This window comes from Pedobacter polysacchareus (assembly GCF_019802255.1).
Taxonomy (GTDB): domain Bacteria; phylum Bacteroidota; class Bacteroidia; order Sphingobacteriales; family Sphingobacteriaceae; genus Pedobacter; species Pedobacter polysacchareus.
The window spans coordinates 43,699-62,670 of the sequence record NZ_JAHYSS010000007.1; the positions used below are offsets into that span (position 1 = coordinate 43,699).

Sequence of the window (18,972 nt, forward strand, 5' to 3'; positions counted from 1 at the left end):
TTTATATAATGGAAATTGGGATCAGTACATTTGGAGAACTACAACCAGACGGTGTAGCAGGAAAAGCTGTTAACGCGCATAAAAGGGTTCAGGAATTATTAGAAGAAGTAAAACTTGCGGATGAAGTAGGTCTTGATGTTTACGCATTCGGAGAGCACCACCGCTCCGATTTCGTCATCTCCTCCCCTGAAATTATGATGGCAGCTGCAGCGGCCATTACTAAAAACATTAAACTCTCCAGTTCTGTGACCGTATTGAGCTCAGCAGATCCGGTACGGACTTTCCAAAACTTCGCTACCGTAGACCTCATCTCTAACGGAAGAGCAGAAATCATTGCAGGAAGAGGCTCATTTACTGAATCCTTTCCTTTATTTGGGTACAATCTGAACGACTATGATGATCTTTTCACAGAAAAACTAGGTTTATTGCTGCAGCTCAATGAAGAAGAAATCATCACCTGGCAAGGAAAACATAGGAAATCAATAGTGAAAAGAGGAGTATATCCACGTCCGATACAACCTTCCATCCCAATATGGATTGGCGTAGGCGGTACTCCTGCCTCTGCACAGCGCGCAGGAAGAATGAACCTTCCCATGGCAGTAGCAATCTTAGGCAGTCCACCAGAACAATTCGTACCCTTTATCAATCTCTATCGTAAATCTGCTGCAGAAGCCGGTCATGATCCCGCTAAACTTCAGCTGGCCATCAGTTCACAGTTTTATGTCGCAGAAAATGCGCAGCAGGCAGCCGACGAATTCTACCCTTCTTATGAGCAACTGATGAACCGGGTAGGAAAAGACAGAGGCTGGTCGCCGATGAGCAGACAACAATTTGATTATTTACGCCATGATGGACCATTAGTGGTCGGAAGTCCGCAGCAAGCGATTGATAAAATCATGCATCAGTATGAACTTTTCCAGAATACCAGGTTCCTTGCACAACTGGTGACCGGATCTATTTCGCATAAACAGGTCTTGAAAACCATAGAATTACTAGGTACAGAGATTGCACCAGTCATTAGAAAAGAAACTAAAAAATAAATATTAGATCTTTAAAAAACCAACAGCAATTATGGTCTTCCCAACAAAGTAAACCATAATTGCTGTTATTGAAATCTTGCTGATCAAATCGCAATCAACTTTAGGCCTTCCTCAGGTGCCAGGCTTTTGGTTTCACAAAAGCCCTAAATCCCTGGTGGGAAAGCGTAGCGCCAAAGCCGGAATGCTTCCTACCGCTCCAAGGTAAACCTGCGCTTACCCGGTCGCAGCAATTCCAGTATCCAGAACCAACATTTATATCAGAAAGAATCCGCTGTGCCCGATCCATATCCTGAGAATATACCGCAGCTGTTAAGCCATAAGACGTATCTTTCATAAAGATTAAAGCTTCCTCATCATCTTTAACTTTCATAATACCGATAATAGGACCAAAACTTTCCTCGCGCATCACCTTCATATCATTGGTTACATTGATCAATACTGTGGGCTCAAAATAATAACCTTTACCCGCGCTTCTTTTTCCTCCATACAGCAATGTTGCACCTTTTGACAAGGCATCCTGCACCTGATCTTCCAATACATTCAATTGTTCTTTTCTGGTTAAGGCCCCTATATAAACGCCTTCTTCTGTAGGCAAACCTGTTTTCCAGGATTGTACTTCTTTCAAAAATGCGGCTTCATATGCCTCATAAACATGCTCATGCACATAAATCCGCTCTACTGCGCAGCAGCTTTGTCCGTTATTATAAAAAGCACCATCGGCAGTTCCTGCAGCCACCGCAGCCACATCTATTACATCATCTGCAACATAAAGCGGATCTTTTCCTCCTAATTCCAGCTGACAAGGCACCATTTTATGCGCCACCTTTTCATAAATATGTTTTCCGGTACGGTAAGAACCGGTAAAAAAGTAACCGTCAAAATCCAGTTCCAGCAAAGCTTCTCCTGTTTCTTTAGCACCAATAGCGACTTCAAAAACACCGGAAGGCAATCCAGCTTTTTTCCATAATTGCGCAATTTTAAAACCTGTCAAAGTAGCATATTCAGAAGGCTTATACATCACCGCATTTCCTGCAATTAGTGCCGGCACAAATACATTTACTCCCACCAGATAAGGGTAATTCCAGGCCGAAATATTGCAAATTACACCCAGGGGTTCATAAGAAATCTTTTCCTGCATGGCCTCCGTATCGGTGACCAATTCCTCAGATAAATAACGCGCCGCATTGTCCAGCATCCAAAGTATCCTTGCTCTGGCCCCATTAATTTCATTGCGGGCTTGCGCCAAAGGCTTACCAACCTCAGCTGTTAAAACTGCAGCCAAATCTTCGGTTTCCTCAGCCAGTAAATGATTAAATCGCTGTATCACTGCTAACCTTTCCGACAAGCTTTTCAAGCCCCAGGCTTTCTGAGCCTGACGCAATACCGTATATTTTTCATGTAAGGCAGCAGCACTGTCTTCCTGAACCGTCTTTATAATTTCTTCTGTAGCGGGATTGATGATATTCATTTCTGATGATTTCTAAATCCTAAATAAAATGATTTCTTACTTCTTCAATAAATTGTTCTTTGATCTTTTGAGAGAAAGGATCACTTCCTTTCTCCTTCATCCTTTCTGGATGCCATTGCACAGCGATCATAAAACCGCTGTTCGTTTTATCCTTATACTCCAAACCTTCCACTATTCCATTTCCTGAAACCGCATACGCATTGATCATTAAATTCTGCCCCAGCCGATCCGGATTCACTGCCTGGTGGTGTGCACTGTTCACAAAACCCTGATCTTGCCCTATAACCGACTCCAGCAAAGAACCTGTGACCACTTTTATTTCATGCACTTTATCCAGTTCTCCTTTTTTATGAAGCTCATTTTCTGACGGCCCGATATCGTCAAATACCGCTCCTCCCTCCAAAATATTGATGTATTGCATTCCTCTGCAAACCCCGAGTATCGGCAATCGCTTTGTTTTCGCAAATTCATAAATCTGTCTTTCAAATTCATCTCTTTCCGGCGAGAATACCGCAGGGCGATGAGGATAATCTTCCGCTCCACCAGAAATTGAAGGCGTCACATCAATCCCTCCCGTCAGCACAAAACCATCGCATCGCTCAATATCTTTCGTATTCCCCTTTTCAAAAGAGAGTTCCAGCAATTCCAGGTCTTCTGCCAGTTCTGCAGCGGTAAACCAATTCCAATAATTTTGAAATCCTGCTTCTGTGAAGCTAATTCCTATCTTTTTCCGCATGGATTAAATACATTAACAATGATCAAATATTTTCTAAAGCGCTTCTAAATACAAAACTTTAAAATCTTCCCTGCTCACAGGCTTAGGATTATTCGGATGTGCAAAATCTGCAAAAGCGAGATCCGCCAAGGTTTCTATGTGTTCCATCCCAACGCCAATATCGCTCAAATGATGTGGAATCCCCAAACTAGAATTGAGCTCAAAAAGGTAATTTACTACCGCAGCACCGTTTTCTTCTTTCAGCTCCAGTACCTTCGCGATGCGCTTGAATTTATCCTCAAAACCCGCAATATTAAAAGCCATGCCATAAGGGATATTCACCGCATTGGCCAGGCCATGATGCGTGTCCAATAAGGAAGAAAGTGGATGTGCCAGAGAATGAACCACTCCTAAACCTTTCTGAAAAGCAATTGCCCCCATCATAGAAGCCATCAACATCTTACTGCGGCTTTCTACATCTGGCCGGTGAGTAGCCGTTTCCAGGGCACCTTTAATCAAATGAATCCCTTCTAAGGCAATTCCATCACACATCGGATGGTAATTCTTAGCTAAAAAAGCTTCCATATTATGGGTTAAGGCATCCATTCCGGTGGCAGCTGTAATGTGCGGCGGCAAGTCCATCGTCAAAAGCGGATCTGCAAACACGATTTTAGCCATCAGTTTGGGAGAAAACAAGATTTTCTTTTGATGCGTTTCATCATCAGAAATGATTGCACTTCTGCCCACTTCACTTCCTGTACCAGAAGTAGTAGGAACCGTAATAAAATACGGCACTTCATTGGTCACATACACATCTCCACCGATCAAATCATCATATTTGAACAGATCTTCCCGGTGGTTCACCCTTAAAACTATAGCTCTAGCTACATCTAAGGCAGCCCCACCACCAATTCCGATCACCACATCCCTACCCTCTTCATCCCATACTTCCGTTCCTTTATACACATCACTTTTCACCGGATTTTTATGAATGTCACTAAAAACCACAACCGAAAAACCCTGTGCTTTCAGATCAGCCACAATACCGCTAAAGAAGGGCAGCGTAGCCACTGTAGGATCTGTGACCAGCAAAGGACGGCTCAAGCCATTGGCTTTTAAATAGGCCGATAATTCTTTGATGACACCTGCACCAAAACGAATCGTAGTCGGAAAATTAAATTGATGTATTTTATCAAATATCATGGTTCAGCGAATTTAAATAATTTCAAAATATCTTTTCATCTCCCAGTCGGTCACAGCTTTAGCATACTGCTTGCATTCCCATTCCCTGGTCAGCGTAAAATGTTCTACAAAATCGGCACCGAATAAAGTGGCAGCCAAAGGCGATGCTTTCATTTTTCTGGTAGCCTCCTGCAAGCTCCCTGGAAGGATGCCATTGGAAACATCCAGATAGCCGTTTCCAGCGGTTGCCGCTATATCCAATACCAGGTTATTTTTAATCCCATACAGTCCGGCAGCCAGGCAGGCCGACAAAGCCAGGTATGGGTTCGTATCTGAGCCCACCACCCTGGTTTCCAACCTTGTGGTTTTAGAATGACCAGGCAATGCGCGTAAAGCCACCGTCCTATTGTCGATTCCCCAGGTTAAAGTAGTAGGTGCCCAGGCACCCTCCACCAATCTTTTATAACTATTGATCGTCGGTGCAATCATGGGTAAAATATAGGGTAAACAATGGAGCTGTCCGGCAATATAAGACTTCATCAGCGCTGACATTTTTGAAGGATCCTTCTCCTCATAAAACAGGTTTTGTTTACTATCCAGATCCCATAAGCTTTGGTGCACATGGCCACTGCAGCCAGGAAGATTTTCATTGATTTTAGCCATAAAAGTGGCCATAATACCATGCTGATAGGCAATCTCTTTTACTGCTGTTTTAAATAAAATCGCCTGATCTGCGGACTCCAGCACCCCCGCGTACTTAATAGCGGCTTCATATACGCCAGGCCCTGTTTCCGTATGCAATCCTTCAATAGGAATTCCGAATTTGCAGAGGAGCTCAAACAGGTCGGACATATAACTATTTTTCAAACTGCCTCGCAGGATCGAATAGCCGAACATCCCGGGTGTTAAAGGCTGGAGCTGCTGAAAATTTTTCTGATGGGCGGATTCTGGCGTTTCAGCGAAATTAAACCACTCAAATTCCTGGGAAAAATAAGGCGTAAAACCTAGGGATTCTGCCTCCGCGCGTATTTTAAGGAGCAATTGCCGCGGACAAGCATACAAGGCTTCACCTTGCTCATCCACAAAATCACCAAGAAAAAAAGGAAGGTCATTTTCCCAGGGAATCTTACGGAAGGTCTGCAGGTCTAATTTCACCTGAGCATCAGGATAACCGGTATGCCAGCCTGTAAAACGAACATTATCGTAGGCTACATCACCCATATCCCAGCCAAAGGTGACGTCACAAAAGCCTAACCTCCCTTCCAGAATAGAGAAAAATTTCTCTGTTGCAATATATTTACCCCTCAGCACTCCATCAATATCCGCAACAGCCACTTTTACTTTACCTGAGGGATGTTGTTTTACATAAGCTAAAATTTCTTCTGTTGTCATTGATCTGCAGATTTAAAAGTCCGGTATAATAAAAAGGTAACCGCTAAAATGGAGAAGTAGATCAGTCCAAGTTTAGGATTAAAAATAAACATCGCGATGATGGATATACTGGCGATGATTAATGCAATGATGGGGAATAAAGGATAGAAACGCAGTCGGAATGGACGTGGCAAATCCGGTTCTCTATTCCTTAAAATCATGATGGAGATCATCGAAATGATATAAAGTGTGAGTGCTCCAAAGACGGAAACGATAATAATTTCCGAAGTTTTTCCCGAAAGCAGCGCTAGAATACCGATCAGCATATTCCCGATCAGCGCATTTGCTGGTGTATGAAATCGCGGGGAGATTTTTCCTAAAAATGAAGGAATATGCTGCACACGTCCCATCTCATAAGTGGAGCGTCCTGCGGCCAGAATCAGTCCATGAAAAGAGGCAATCAGTCCAAACAAACCAACTGTAATCAATAAATGGTACATCAAATGGTTATTTCCGGTGATTTTCGCCAAGGCCAGTGGAAGGGGCGAGTCGGAAGTTTCACCGCTCAGTCCGTTTTTATAAACGATGGCTTCCCAACCAGCAATCCCTGTTGCCGTCACAAAAACCAGGACACACAAAATGGCCAGTGTAAAAATCGCCCAGCCAAATCCTCTGCTGATGTCCCTTTGTGGATTCTTTGTTTCTTCAGCCACATTCGCAATTCCTTCAATCCCAAGAAAGAACCAGATGGCAAAAGGAAGGGCAGCAAATACCCCGCTCCAACCATTAGGCAGGGCATTGTGTGTGAGGTTTTGCATTTCAAACTTCGGCATGGCAATTCCAGAAAACAGCAGCAATTCGCCAACGGCAAAAACCGTGATGATTACCTCGAATGAAGCCGCTGCTTTTACGCCATACACGTTCAGTGCAGTAAAGATAAAATAGATGGAAATGGCACTAGTGAGAATAGGTACCTGGGGATAGAAAGCATTAAAATAGGCACCGATCGCAAAAGCGATTGCGGGCGGTGCCAGTATAAATTCAACAATTTGGGCAATACCGGCTATAAAGCCGATATTTTCCCCCATTGCTCTTTTTGCATAATCGAATACGCCTCCTGCTTTGGGAATTGCGCAAGCTAATTCTGCATAACTAAATGTAAAAGTAACGTACATCAGCATGATGGCGAGTGTGGCGATGGCCATCCCTCCTGTCCCTCCTTTTTCAAGGCCGAGATTCCAGCCGAAATACATTCCTGAGATGACATATCCAACGCCAAGTCCCCATAACATAAAAGGAGTCAGTGTTTTTTTTAAACCCTTGCTTTGTGTCATTGGCCGTTCTGGTTTAGGTATTTACATAGAATTTACCGTATTATAAATATAACATAAAATCTTACTTTAAGATCCACATCGTCTGATTAACATCATCACTACCACCGTATTGACTCTGGATGGCTGCCGAAACATTGGCTGCATTATAATCGAGTTCATTGGCAGGATAAAGCCAGCGCAATGGGAAATTAGTAGTAGGTGTATTTAAGTTGGTACCACTGTTTAAAGTAAAGACCGGATAGCCAGTTCTTCGGTTCTCCATCCAGGCGCTATACTTGCCTCCATGTAAGAAATTGGCCAGGTATTTTTGGGTGATAATTTGTTCCAGCTGCTGTGCATTAGTTCCTGATAGTGCTACACCTGCAGTATTTGGAAAGGCTGAAATATAGGCCGCATCCATTTTCATATTGTGGTTATAATCGGCCATATCCGGCGTACTGGCGGCTACAAAAGTCATCGAGCTGCTGATTCCAGAAGCGTAATAAGATTGTGCGGTAGCAGTACTGATCCATCCTCTTAAACTAGCTTCCGCCAGGATAAATTGCTGGTCCCAAAAACTGAATAAGCTCACTGCTTCTGCATTCACCAATTGTACATAACGGTTATTCAAATCTGCATAATCCTTTCCTACCCTTCGGGTTTGCAGACTAGAAAAAGCATCAGAAGGTTCTACACCAGGGTAAGCATTGTAATCTGAGGCCAATAGTCCGGCGGTAATTTTGATGGGTGATGGCTTCGCATAATAGAATAAACGCTGATCCTTCAGGGCCTTCATAGGTGCTAACAACGTATTGGAAAGCATCGTATAATTTGATTTTACAAATGAATTTCCTGAACCTGCCGGCACATCCGACCAAGGATAGTTTTGTCCGGCAACATTGTTATAAGCCAAAGCAAAATTGTCCTTATAATCCCGCATTAGTGGACGATTGGCAACAATATCTTTAAAGCGATCAATTACTTTTAAGTCTGCATCACCCGTTTTTTTATACAAATTCATCAAGACATGAAGTTCGAAGCTATTCGTCAGCCTTCTCCAGTTGTCTTTGTTGCCGCCATAAATCGGATCGCCCTCAAAATTAGTTCCTTCGGAAAATAATTGATTGGCCTGATCCAGCTCATTTAAGATCCCTATAAATACTGTTTTTTGAGTATCATATTTTGGCTGCAGCACCTTTTCACTTTCTCCTTTAATCGCATCCGTATAAGGCACATCTCCCACCTGCATACTGGCATTAAAAAACTGCCAGGCACGAATAAAATGCCCTAATGCCTGATAAGATTTCCTCAGTCCTTCATTTGTTGCATATTTTTCCATCGGCGGAATGTTACGCAGCACCGTGAGGCGAGTAAAATCTGCTCTCCCCAGCTTATTGTATTGCAAGTTTTCCTGACCTTCTCCCCAGGTGATATATTTAGCTAATAAAAAGGGCTGTATGAAACCCTTGGTATTAGCGATTTCAGATCTGGTGATGTTTAGAATCATTCCTGTAGCCAGGATAGAAGAGCTGACCTCTGTAGTTTTATCCGGGTTCGAATTGATATCTTCAAACTTCTGGCATCCAGCGCTCAAAAGCAATAATACCGGAAAAATTGATATATATTTTAAAACGTTAGTTTTCATAAGAATTTATTTAATGATTAGAAGCCTATTTTAAAATTGAAACCCAGCATACGCTGCGATGGTGAATTCAGGTTCTCGGTATCCACATCCGGATCGGAATATTTAAAGTTAGTCCACATCCATAAGTTCTGTCCTGTAACCGAGAAGGAAGCTCTTTTTACCCCTAGTTTGCTAAGGAATTTCTGGTTGAAACTATAGCCTAGCGACAACTCGCGAAGTTTCACAAATGACTCATTTTGAATTCCCATATCACCACCTCTAAAGTTCTGCGCATAATCCTGATAACCTACTTCTACATCATTGGGTGCATATTGACGGGTATCGCTTGTAATCTGGCCATACTTATCATAAGTGACATTTCCGGAGATCACTTTAACCCCTTTACCTACAAAATTATTCTTGCCATTAACTACCTGATCATAGCGATATTGATTATCAGAATCAGGATTTGTACCCGTATCCCACATCTTATCGTACATATAATTGTACATCAGGCCACCAATACGGCCATCAATATTTACATTCAGGTTCCAGTTTTTATACCTGAAACTATTGATAAAGCCGAAACTGAAATCAGGCTCTCCATAACCATATTTTTTGTTGTAATCACTTTCCACTGGGGAACCATTATTGAAAATGATATTGCCTTGCGGATCTCTCAACCAATAACTGGCTTTATAAGTATCCAGTCTCTCTCCTTTTTTAGTCCATAAATCATCCGGAGAATATAAAGGATCGATATCTACATAATAACGGTGCTGTTGCGCCCAGTTCATGGTGGCATACCATTCGAAATCTCTTCCTTTGATCACCGAACCATCTACAGTAATCTCAATACCACGGCGTTCATAAGTTTCCTTAGTATTGACGATTGCCATGCTAAAACCGCTTGAATTAGGTAAATAAGCAGTATTTCCTTGTCCTTTTAAGTCCGTTTGTCTGTTATAGTAGTATTTATTAAAATAAGCCACATCGAAATGCAGGCGTTTTTTAAAGAGGTAACCTACTGCACCGATTTCCCAGGTACGCTGTGAACTTGGCAACAGCTCTTCACCCAATAAATAACTAGGATAGCTAGCGGAATTTAGTGTATTCCAAGCCGCAGTATTAGTTGTATACACACTATTAATAGCGTAAGGATCGAAGGCTTTTTTAAAGATCGTCAATGACCCGCGCAGCTTAAACAGATCCACTACTTCCGGGAATTTCAGCAGTTCAGAGATCACCACACTGGAACCTATAGAAGGATAAAAATAGTCTCTTGACGATTTCGGCTGTGCCGAATTCCAGTCATTTCTACCGGTTACATCCAAGAAAACCGCATCACTCCAGCCAATAGAGGCTCTGCCATACAAACTATTGATTTGTCGGGAGTTATGAAAAGGCTCCACAGTTGGCGCCTCAATAGAACCTGCCAAGGAGAAGAAGGTTGGAGAAATCAGCCCATTTCTAGTCGTCGATTTCAACCCTTGATCCGCGAAGTAGTAAATCGTTCCCCCTACCAGACCATCAAATGACCATTTGTTGAGTTTCTTTTTATAGGTTAAAATCAAGTCATCATTGGTGCTATATCCTGTGGTATTGTTGATACTATACATCCCTCTTGCATTCCAGCCTCCTCTGGTCGAGAAGATATTTGCTGTCGGATTCCGCTTCGTTTCTGAGTTGTTGTAATTGTCGTAACCCAAACGCAGCATCAGGTTAAACTCCTCATTAAACTTATAATTTGCGGTTACGTTTGCGTTGACGGTATTTTCCGTTTTTCCATTTAACTTCTCATGTGCAATCAGATAAGGATTGTCATACCAGTTGGTATACATCCAATTCTGCGTTTTATTTGGCACTATCCAATAATCTTTATAATCACGAATGTCGTACTCGGTACCAGTCCACATGACCAATTGATACAGGTAGCCCTGGTTGTCATAACCGCCGCCCCAAATTTGAGGTGCAGCACGTCTGCTCAGACCAAAATGACTTTCTATTTTAAATTTATCATTGATTCTAATCTCTCCACCTGAGGTTAAGTTCATCATGCTCAGCTTCTGATTAGGAAACTGTCCTTTATTATAAACGTGGTTTAAGCCAATTCTAAAGCTGCCATTTTCCCCGGTCTGGGCAATGGAAATGTTATTATTGGTTACGATACCGGTATTCATAAAGTTCTTCAGGTTGTCTTTGCCGACAGATACCAGCGGGCGATTCTCTTCGAACTGTTTCGTAACCGGATTCCAATCCCTGGCAGTATTTCCTGCGTCCAGTTTAGGGCCCCAAACGTAATCATTGTCGATCACCCCATTTTGCCCACGGCCATAAGAACTCTGCACTTCAGGAACGGCCAGATAGCCCAGTTGAAACATGGTATTGCTATTGATATCAACGGCAAAACCTTTACCGGCAGCCCCTTTTTTAGTCGTAATCAACAATACCCCGCCATCTGCACGTGAACCGTATAAAGCAGAAGCGGTAGATCCTTTTAACAGGTCCATGCTCTCAATATCATCAGCAGGAACATCGCGAAGCGTCATATTCCCATAGGGTACTCCATCGATGACCAATAACACGCCTTCTCCACGAAGTTCCAGTTTTGGCTTTTCATTAAATTCCGTAGAATTCTTAACCACCAATCCTGCGACCTGTCCTGTTAAGGAAGTTCCTAGATCCACACCTTTTACGGTCTGCACTTTATCACCTCCAATCTTTTGGACGGCATATCCCAGAGATTTTTCCGAGCGCTTCACTCCTAAAGCGGTAACGACTACTTCGGATAAGTCTTGTTTTTGCGCCTCCAGTATGATGTTTAGCACACCAGTGCTTGATGCCACTGTAATTTCTCTAGTGGCATAGCCGAGGTACCTGACTACCAGTACATCTCCCGCTTTTGCATTGATCACAAAATCACCGGAGGTACTGCTTGAAGCACCTTCTTTTGTGCCTTTTACAATAATTGAAGCACCAGGCAGGGGATTTCCTTCTGTATCTACCACTTTTCCTTTAATCGGCAAAAGCACAACAACTTCCCCCTTTGGAATTGCCTCTTTTTCAATTATTTTCTTTTTAATCACCACTGTTTTATTGAGGATCATATAAGAATAAGGTCGGTTTTTAAAAATCTGATTTAAGGCATCTTCCAGGCTAACTTCTTCCATTTCAATACTGATCCGGCCTTCCTGCTTGATCAATTTATTATTGTAGAAAAAAGTATAACCACTTTGCTTTTTAATGTTTTCAAAAAGCGCGTTGAAAGTGGTGTTTTTTTCTGAAAGTGTAATTTTCTGGGAGAACCCATCTGCGGACACCTGGAGGCAGCCAAAGAAAATTAAAATTACGGTGAGTTTCATGGCCAATATGGTCTGGGTTGAGCATAACCACCTCATAAAAGGGGTTTTACTACATGAGTTTAATTTCATATTTTTGAATGTTTTGGTTTATTCATTAATTATCCAATAAGTTTTTTTTGAGGTCAACCGGAACATTGTTCCATTCTGATAAGATCGGATTGGGCAGACAGGGCCTTGTTGCGAGCAGGGTCCTGTTTTTTCCTTCCTAACAGCGTTGTTTTGCAGGCATTATCTTTCCATAAGCGTTTGTGGTGGTTTTAGTTCGTTAGAATTTGTTCCTTTGGTTAGGGATTTATGAGCTTGTTTATAGGTTAATTGCGTTTTTATAGGTTAATTATTTGGTTAAGGTTTAAGTTTGGTTAAGGTTTAAGTAGATTTTACTTTTTAACGATCAGCTTACGTCCTTCAATCCTAAATTGAGTTCCTTCAAAAGACAATATTTTGAGTGCTTCGCTGAGCTTAATTCCTCTGGGAATATCTCCCATAAATTCGTCATCATGACGGTCTACTTCATATATAACTTCTATATCGTACCAGCGTGAAAGCTGTCTCATGACCTCATGAAGGTTCTCTTTTTCAAAATGGAAGAACCCATTTTTCCAAGCCATGACCTGTGCTATATTTGCCGTACTGACTTTTAGATCTCCTGATCCATTTCTTTTCAGATTGGACTGCTGCCCCGGTTTAAGCACAATGGTATTTGCGGCCATCACCTTCACACTTCCTTCAAGAAGCGTAGTTTTCAATTCTCCCTCATCACTATAAGAACTGATGTTAAAATGGGTACCTAATACCTGTACCTGCTGACCACCTGTAGAGACTACAAAAGGAACTTTCTTATTTTTTGCTACTTCAAAATAGGCTTCTCCTTCGAGTTCAACTTTCCGCTGGCTCAGCTGCGCAAATGTGGTAGGGAATTTTATTGAGGATGCGGCATTGAGCCATACTTTTGTGCCATCCGGAAGATTGACCTGATAGATGCCGCCTTTGGGGGTACTGATGGTATTAAAAGCCAATGAACTGGCATCAGATGCGATCACTGAATACACCAGTTCTCCATTTTTACTTTTCGAAATCTTTACACCACTTTGCTTGGCGAGCTCTCCGTTATTGGCATCGGTTAACGAAATTGTTGAGCCATCGGCGAGTGTTAAAGTCGCCTTGTTTCCACCAGGATCTACATCATGAGTGTTTACTGCCAGCCGATTTTCAGTTTCTACAGACTTGTTTTGAAAATAAAAGTATCCGCCAACAGACAGCACCATTAAAACAACGGCAGCCGCGGCAGCAATAGCTTTTGGCCATAGGAACCTACGCTGCTGACTACGGTTAAAATCCAATTCATCTGCTTCAGTGATCTCTGCATCCGCATTCCATGCCCTAAGCAATTGATTGTCCAGTTTACCTGTACTCAGCAATCCGGCAAAAAGCTCCAGCTCCTGATCCGTCAACTGTTTCTTCAGATAACGTTCAACAAGTAGTTCATAAAATCTATTCTCTTCCATAGGATGTCCGTTCAAATATTAAGACAATATTCAAGGGGGCGTAGGGTAGCTGAAAATTATTTATTTTGTAATTATTTTAAGAAGACGGTCAAAAGTATCCCTAAAGATATTCCAAGGTCTTTTTTCACGGAAGCGCTCAATACTTTCATGGAACCTACCATATGATTTTTGACTGCATTTCTGGAAATCCCCAAAGCCAGTGCCACCTCCTCATAACTTTTCCCTTCCTGTCTGCAAAGTTTAAAAATTTCCCTTGTCCTCAATGGCAAAGCTGCAAGCGCTTTCTCCAGGTATTCCAGGTATTCTTTTGCCAACAATTCCTCTTCGGTATTGTTCCTTTGTTCGACAAAATTATTGATCACCTCGCCCATGGCTACATCAGACCTCATTGCCTTTTTAAGGCTATTTAGTGTATGGTTTCTTGCCATAATAAACAAGTAAGCCTTTATCGATCTGACCTCTTCCAGCTTAGATCTGTGCTGCCACATTTTAATAAAAACCTCTTGAGTCAGGTCCTCAGATAAATCTGAAGAATTTACAAATCTTTTGATGTAAAGGGAAATAGAAGGGCTATATCGATCGTAGAGCTCAGAAAAAGCAGACTCCTCCCCTGCCATTATTTTGGCCTGCAGCTCCTGATCAGAAATGGTATGTTTTATTGACATTTAGAAATCCCGAAACTAAATTATCGAAATTAAGTCAATGTTACCCTAATGTTTTCGAATTAACCAATTCCTTAATATAAGTGCTAAAATTTTGCTTCATCCGGTTGGTTTCAAAATATTTCAAAGCTACTGTAGCGATTAGCAGATCAATCTCGTTTATTTAAATGCACGCTAGATTATGTTACCGGAGGGAGACCCATATCTTTCTCCGGTTTCTTTTCAACAGGAAACCAATATTCGATTCCGCTTTCTCCGACACCATACAATTCCCTATATTTACCAAAAAACCTTTATATATGTTAGCTCATCACGTTTTATTCTGGCTAAAAGCCGACACTACAGAAGATCAAAAAGCCGCTTTCAGAATCGGTCTGGAAGGATTAGAAGCCATAGAGACGGTAGAAGCTTTCCACATCGGAACTCCTGCGCCAATTGACCGCGCAGTAGTGGACACTACTTATTCTTTCTCCTTAATTTTATTTTTCTCAGACCTGGAAGGACATGATGTATACCAGATTCACCATTTACACAAAGCATTTCTGGATGAATTCCGTGGTCTTTTTGAGAAAGTAATCATTTACGACGCTCATTAATCTTTTAATGATGTCCGTTTTATTTTAATTAAAATTGCCGCATCCATATAATAAACCAGAGAAAAACAATAGGCTAAGCAATTTGTTTTTCTCTGGAATACATTACCTCACCTTATTAGGATTTTAAAATAAACAGCTATGAGTGCATTTCAAGAATTGATCCAGTCAGGCACACCAGTACTCGTTGATTTCTACGCAGATTGGTGTGGGCCATGCAAAACCATGAACCCTATCGTGAAGGAAGTGGCCAGAATTACAGATGGCACTGCCCGTGTGATCAAAATCAATATTGATAAAAACCAGGCCGCTGCACAAAAATATAATGTACGGTCTGTACCGACCTTTATGGTTTTTAAAAATGGAGAAATTGTATGGAGACATTCTGGTACTATCGACCAGATGAGCTTGTTAAAACAATTGTCTATTTAACAGTTACAGAAATCATATCGCTATTCCTGGCTCCTGAAAAAGGAGCTGTTCTTAAAGAAAAGATCAGTTTATACTTACCGCCTGCTTCAGGACTTTCGATTTCTGCATCAATCGTTACCGATTGTTTTGCAGGAATCCTTAGCTTTTCCAAATCAGCCTTCACGAGTTTAAATTCCCCGAAATCTTCCCCATTTTTGTAACCATACTCCAGTACACAAGCCCATTTTTGCCCGGCATTTCCTAAATATATTTCCTGATCATAAGGATTTTCAATCTTCAGTTTTAACTCCAATGGCTTGCCTTTTTCAAGTATAGCAGGAATTTCCAGCGGGTGAACAGCTACTTTCTGGTACATCCTTACCGAATCAACCCAGTTGCCATAAAGCAGCCCCTTTGCCGTATTCAGTGTATCCTGACCAGGTAAACCTTTACTATCTTCAACTACCCAATACACCCGTTTATTTCTTAAACTATCTTCCAATGGCCAGATGTCATATTGATTTTTGCGATAATCACGTGAATCATAACCAAAACCTTTGGTGGTTTTGTTGTAATAATTGTATTTCGAAGGCTCCTGAAAAGCATTCATAAAGATCACCGGAGCATCTCCTGCCTTTTCATGAATCTGTTTTGCCCAGCTTTCATTACCAAAATAATAAGCAACACTCCTATTTTTCATTAAGAAAGGAATGGGAATCAACAGCACCATTCTTACCAAGAAAATCAGGACAATGTTCACGATAGCCAACCTTTCAAACCATTTAGGAACCGTTCTTTTAGATAAATAAAGATAAGCCAGGATAAACAAACAAATCATTCCTGGTAAAGTCCAGTGTGCCTCTACCCGGCCTTTAAAAGTGCTGAACAGGAAGAAAATGAATACCCCGTAAAAGTTGACTTTAAGCGCCCTCACAAAAACATCAGGAGTTTTCAGCAAAGTTGCTGAACGGTATAGGAACCAACCCACTAATGGACCTGCCAATGCCAATTGAGCCAGCAGGTATTCTGTGGTAAACTTTGATTTATAGAAAGCTGCAGAGCGATCAATTACATGGTAATAAAATGAAGGATAATTGTTTTCCACCTGCCACCAGATGTGTGGGAGAAAAGCGAGAATAGCCAGCCCAACAATCAACCAGAAAGAAGGGCGTTTCAGCAGTTTCAGATTAGAAAGAATGGTGAAGCCCAATACCAAAATCCCATGGTACTTACTGTACAGCAAGCAAGCAATAACTATGGCCAGCAATAAGGCCCATTTCAACTCATCTGATGCTACATATCTTTGATAGATATAGAAAAATAAGATCGTAAAAAAGAACAAAGGTGCATCTGGTGTGGTGATGAAACCATAGACATGAAAGAGTACGATCGAGCTGAACAATAGGATAAAGAGCTTGATATTCTCCCCATAAGGCTTTACGATCTTCCAGAGCAGCAGCACCGATAAGGAGCTTGTGATCACCGTAAAAAAGCGCATCCCCAGCGTAGAGGGCAATAAAAGATCGCCGATTTTGATAAACAGTGCCACCATAGGAGGATGGTCAAAATACCCCCAGTCTAAAAATTTAGCGTACATCCAGTAGTAAGCCTCATCCGAGTGAACCTCCACAAAGCTAGCTTGTATGATGTTCAGCAACGTCCATACCCCTAAGAAAATAAATAATATTTGCTCAGTACTCTTTTTTGTTTGTAGCATTTACAGGTTGATTTTAACTGGAGAAAGTATATAGGTAATTGGCAAAGAAGTTCCATAAGGAGATGACCACTATGGCGCAGCCTTTGGCCACATAAAAGTTCCATTTCAATTTATCATGAAGCAGATAAATCAGGAGGTTGCTGAGGAATAGGCCCACCAGGGCGATCATAAAAAACTTACCGAATTGCGTGAAGCTGGCTCCGGCATGGTCTTCAAAAGTCCAGTTGCGGTTGAGGGTGTAATTGGAAGCCGTAGCCACCATAAAGCCCAATGAACTGGACACGTATTTATGGATCTTAAGTTTTTCCTTGCAGAGGTAGGTAATGCCAAAATCTATGGCCAAACCAGAAAACCCCACCACACCGAATCTGATAAACTTATACAGTAAAATAGGACTAAATTCAATTACGGCAAGCTTGATCATAGAAATAGAAATCGGTACGTTTCGCAAAAGTACATATTAATTTCATTTTCGGAGGATTTCACACCCCTTAAAGCTTCCGGGATTCTTAGGGAAGAGACCTGAGTTCATATAGGGTCTGGATGGGGTTGCCGTAGGGTTGGGGTAGTAAACACTATGGCAACCCTACGGCAACCCTATCCGACCCCCTTCCGGACCCTATACCAAGGCCCTTCTCTACCCGACCAATACCCGAACATTACCAGTAAACAAATCCCATTTTTCAACGTTATCATATCCTGAAATTATTTATCTACATGGGTAATTTTCGGCTATAACCAATGGTTTATTCTTTAACCCTGATTCCTTCCTAAAATCTTTTCATTTTGAAAAACAAGGCGCTGAGCTCAAGATATTTTATTTTGATCCGGCTGCTCGTTTTCTTTATTTTGATCAATTAAATGATGAATGCGCTGCACAGTTGCTGCTGATCTCCAACCATCTGCTGGTGTATGCAGCACATAATCCAGTAGCTGATCGATGGTACTTGTGGCTACATGAATTCTGGAATCTGAAGCAGCGTAATAAATAAACACCTTACCGTCTTCATCTGCAATCCAGCCGTTGCTGAACACCACATTAGACACATCGCCGATGCGCTCTGTTCCTTCTGGTGCAATAAAATATCCAGCAGGTTTATGTGTCACCAGACTCAGGTCATTCAGGTCTGTCATGAACATATAAAGTACATACCTCAATCCCGCAGCGGTATTTCTAACACCATGAGCCAGGTGCAGCCAGCCGTATTTTGTTTTTATTGGTGCTGGTCCTTGTCCGTTTTTAGCTTCATAAACGGTATGATATTCCTTTCTGTCGATCACCAGTTCTTCCGGAATCTCTGCATTTTCTATAGATTCAGAAAGGCCAAAAGCAATTCCTCCGCCATTACCTGCTTCAATAAATGAATCCTGCGGACGGGTATAAAAAGCATATTTTCCATCAACAAACTCAGGATGCAGCACTACATTTCGCTGCTGCTGGGAGCTTGTTTTCAGATCCGCCAGGCGTTCCCAGCTCAGTAAATCTTTAGAACGGATAATTCCACATTGTGCCAATGCTGCCGACTGGTCTCCTATCGATGCGGAAGGATCTCTCCTTTCCGTACAAAATAATCCATACACCCAACCGTCTTCATGCGCAGTTAGCCGTACATCATACACATTGGTATCCGGCAAATCTGTTTCGGGAATCACCACCGGGTATTCCCAGAATTTAAACTGGTCAATCCCATTGTCGCTTTCCGCAATGGCGAAGAAAGATTTCCTGTCGCTGGCCTCTACTCTGGCCATCAACAGGTACTTATTGTTCCACTTAATCGCACCGGCATTGAAAACGGAGTTGATACCAATCCGTTCCATCAGATAAGGGTTATTTTCTTTGCTCAAATTATAACGCCAGTAAAGGGGCGTATGTGCAGCAGTTAATACTGGATTTTCATAACGGTTGAAAATACCATTTCCTAAGTTTTCAGATTTGTTTTTGCGCGTAATTAAAGACTGATGGGCGCGGCTGAGCTCCTCCAGTCTTTTGTCGTAATCCATCATATAAT

15 protein-coding genes are annotated in these 18,972 nt (G+C 41.8%); 3 read left to right on the plus strand and 12 right to left on the minus strand.

From position 1 onward, the window contains the following. The first annotated feature begins 8 nt into the window (after positions 1 to 8). Positions 9 to 1,040 (plus strand): Atu2307/SP_0267 family LLM class monooxygenase, encoded by a 1,032-nt coding sequence (locus K7X70_RS20560; RefSeq protein ID WP_222538813.1) that lies wholly within the window; start codon positions 9 to 11, stop codon positions 1,038 to 1,040. A 100-nt stretch (positions 1,041 to 1,140) separates the two neighbouring features. On the opposite strand, the gene K7X70_RS20565 is transcribed toward K7X70_RS20560, so the two are convergent. The 9 genes from K7X70_RS20565 to K7X70_RS20605 all read right to left on the minus strand — a co-directional run bounded on the left by K7X70_RS20565 (position 1,141) and on the right by K7X70_RS20605 (position 14,245). Continuing rightward, positions 1,141 to 2,508, minus strand: coding sequence for an aldehyde dehydrogenase family protein (locus K7X70_RS20565; protein ID WP_222538814.1), 1,368 nt, complete (start codon positions 2,506 to 2,508; stop codon positions 1,141 to 1,143). A 19-nt stretch (positions 2,509 to 2,527) separates the two neighbouring features. Further along, complete coding sequence (locus tag K7X70_RS20570) at positions 2,528 to 3,244, minus strand: gamma-glutamyl-gamma-aminobutyrate hydrolase family protein (protein ID WP_222538815.1); 717 nt, start codon at positions 3,242 to 3,244, stop codon at positions 2,528 to 2,530. Positions 3,245 to 3,277: 33 nt separating this feature from the next. Then, a complete protein-coding gene (locus K7X70_RS20575; protein WP_222538816.1) occupies positions 3,278 to 4,426 on the minus strand; it encodes an iron-containing alcohol dehydrogenase in 1,149 nt (382 codons plus the stop codon). A 12-nt stretch (positions 4,427 to 4,438) separates the two neighbouring features. After that, positions 4,439 to 5,797, minus strand: coding sequence for a glutamine synthetase family protein (locus tag K7X70_RS20580; RefSeq protein WP_222538817.1), 1,359 nt, complete (start codon positions 5,795 to 5,797; stop codon positions 4,439 to 4,441). Beyond that, positions 5,794 to 7,110: an ethanolamine permease gene (eat, locus tag K7X70_RS20585; protein WP_222538818.1), complete on the minus strand. Its 1,317-nt coding sequence runs from the start codon at positions 7,108 to 7,110 to the stop codon at positions 5,794 to 5,796. Before eat ends, K7X70_RS20580 begins: the two co-directional genes overlap by 4 nt. A gap of 61 nt (positions 7,111 to 7,171) precedes the next feature. Next, the gene (locus tag K7X70_RS20590) at positions 7,172 to 8,734 is read right to left on the minus strand and encodes a SusD/RagB family nutrient-binding outer membrane lipoprotein (RefSeq protein ID WP_222538819.1); all 1,563 of its coding nucleotides are present in this window, start codon (positions 8,732 to 8,734) and stop codon (positions 7,172 to 7,174) included. Between the two features lie 17 nt (positions 8,735 to 8,751). Then, on the minus strand, positions 8,752 to 12,111 hold the full coding sequence (locus tag K7X70_RS20595) for a SusC/RagA family TonB-linked outer membrane protein (protein ID WP_222538820.1): 3,360 nt from the start codon (positions 12,109 to 12,111) through the stop codon (positions 8,752 to 8,754). A 341-nt stretch (positions 12,112 to 12,452) separates the two neighbouring features. Next, a complete protein-coding gene (locus tag K7X70_RS20600; protein WP_222538821.1) occupies positions 12,453 to 13,580 on the minus strand; it encodes a FecR family protein in 1,128 nt (375 codons plus the stop codon). A 71-nt stretch (positions 13,581 to 13,651) separates the two neighbouring features. Next, the gene (locus tag K7X70_RS20605; protein WP_222538822.1) at positions 13,652 to 14,245 is read right to left on the minus strand and encodes an RNA polymerase sigma factor; all 594 of its coding nucleotides are present in this window, start codon (positions 14,243 to 14,245) and stop codon (positions 13,652 to 13,654) included. A gap of 296 nt (positions 14,246 to 14,541) precedes the next feature. Here K7X70_RS20605 and K7X70_RS20610 point away from each other — a divergent pair, with 296 nt between their 5' ends. Next, positions 14,542 to 14,838, plus strand: coding sequence for a Dabb family protein (locus tag K7X70_RS20610; RefSeq protein WP_222538823.1), 297 nt, complete (start codon positions 14,542 to 14,544; stop codon positions 14,836 to 14,838). Positions 14,839 to 14,976: 138 nt separating this feature from the next. Continuing rightward, positions 14,977 to 15,267 (plus strand): thioredoxin, encoded by a 291-nt coding sequence (gene trxA, locus K7X70_RS20615; RefSeq protein ID WP_222538824.1) that lies wholly within the window; start codon positions 14,977 to 14,979, stop codon positions 15,265 to 15,267. On the opposite strand, the gene K7X70_RS20620 is transcribed toward trxA, so the two are convergent. From K7X70_RS20620 to K7X70_RS20630, 3 genes are all read right to left on the minus strand, one after another. Next, positions 15,260 to 16,963 (minus strand): glycosyltransferase family 39 protein, encoded by a 1,704-nt coding sequence (locus K7X70_RS20620; RefSeq protein ID WP_222538825.1) that lies wholly within the window; start codon positions 16,961 to 16,963, stop codon positions 15,260 to 15,262. The genes trxA and K7X70_RS20620 overlap by 8 nt on opposite strands. Before the next feature lie 13 nt (positions 16,964 to 16,976). Continuing rightward, a complete protein-coding gene (locus tag K7X70_RS20625) occupies positions 16,977 to 17,387 on the minus strand; it encodes a GtrA family protein (protein ID WP_222538826.1) in 411 nt (136 codons plus the stop codon). Positions 17,388 to 17,770: 383 nt separating this feature from the next. Beyond that, positions 17,771 to 18,967: a glycoside hydrolase family 130 protein gene (locus K7X70_RS20630; RefSeq protein WP_222538827.1), complete on the minus strand. Its 1,197-nt coding sequence runs from the start codon at positions 18,965 to 18,967 to the stop codon at positions 17,771 to 17,773. Between the last annotated feature and the right edge of the window lie 5 nt (positions 18,968 to 18,972).

Coding starts and splice junctions, on each gene's coding strand:
- K7X70_RS20560 (WP_222538813.1), top strand. CDS start 9: ATGGAAATTGGGATCAGTACATTTGGAGAACTACAACCAGACGGTGTA.
- K7X70_RS20565 (WP_222538814.1), bottom strand. CDS start 2,508: ATGAATATCATCAATCCCGCTACAGAAGAAATTATAAAGACGGTTCAG.
- K7X70_RS20570 (WP_222538815.1), bottom strand. CDS start 3,244: ATGCGGAAAAAGATAGGAATTAGCTTCACAGAAGCAGGATTTCAAAAT.
- K7X70_RS20575 (WP_222538816.1), bottom strand. CDS start 4,426: ATGATATTTGATAAAATACATCAATTTAATTTTCCGACTACGATTCGT.
- K7X70_RS20580 (WP_222538817.1), bottom strand. CDS start 5,797: ATGACAACAGAAGAAATTTTAGCTTATGTAAAACAACATCCCTCAGGT.
- eat (WP_222538818.1), bottom strand. CDS start 7,110: ATGACACAAAGCAAGGGTTTAAAAAAAACACTGACTCCTTTTATGTTA.
- K7X70_RS20590 (WP_222538819.1), bottom strand. CDS start 8,734: ATGAAAACTAACGTTTTAAAATATATATCAATTTTTCCGGTATTATTG.
- K7X70_RS20595 (WP_222538820.1), bottom strand. CDS start 12,111: ATGAGGTGGTTATGCTCAACCCAGACCATATTGGCCATGAAACTCACC.
- K7X70_RS20600 (WP_222538821.1), bottom strand. CDS start 13,580: ATGGAAGAGAATAGATTTTATGAACTACTTGTTGAACGTTATCTGAAG.
- K7X70_RS20605 (WP_222538822.1), bottom strand. CDS start 14,245: ATGTCAATAAAACATACCATTTCTGATCAGGAGCTGCAGGCCAAAATA.
- K7X70_RS20610 (WP_222538823.1), top strand. CDS start 14,542: ATGTTAGCTCATCACGTTTTATTCTGGCTAAAAGCCGACACTACAGAA.
- trxA (WP_222538824.1), top strand. CDS start 14,977: ATGAGTGCATTTCAAGAATTGATCCAGTCAGGCACACCAGTACTCGTT.
- K7X70_RS20620 (WP_222538825.1), bottom strand. CDS start 16,963: ATGCTACAAACAAAAAAGAGTACTGAGCAAATATTATTTATTTTCTTA.
- K7X70_RS20625 (WP_222538826.1), bottom strand. CDS start 17,387: ATGATCAAGCTTGCCGTAATTGAATTTAGTCCTATTTTACTGTATAAG.
- K7X70_RS20630 (WP_222538827.1), bottom strand. CDS start 18,967: ATGATGGATTACGACAAAAGACTGGAGGAGCTCAGCCGCGCCCATCAG.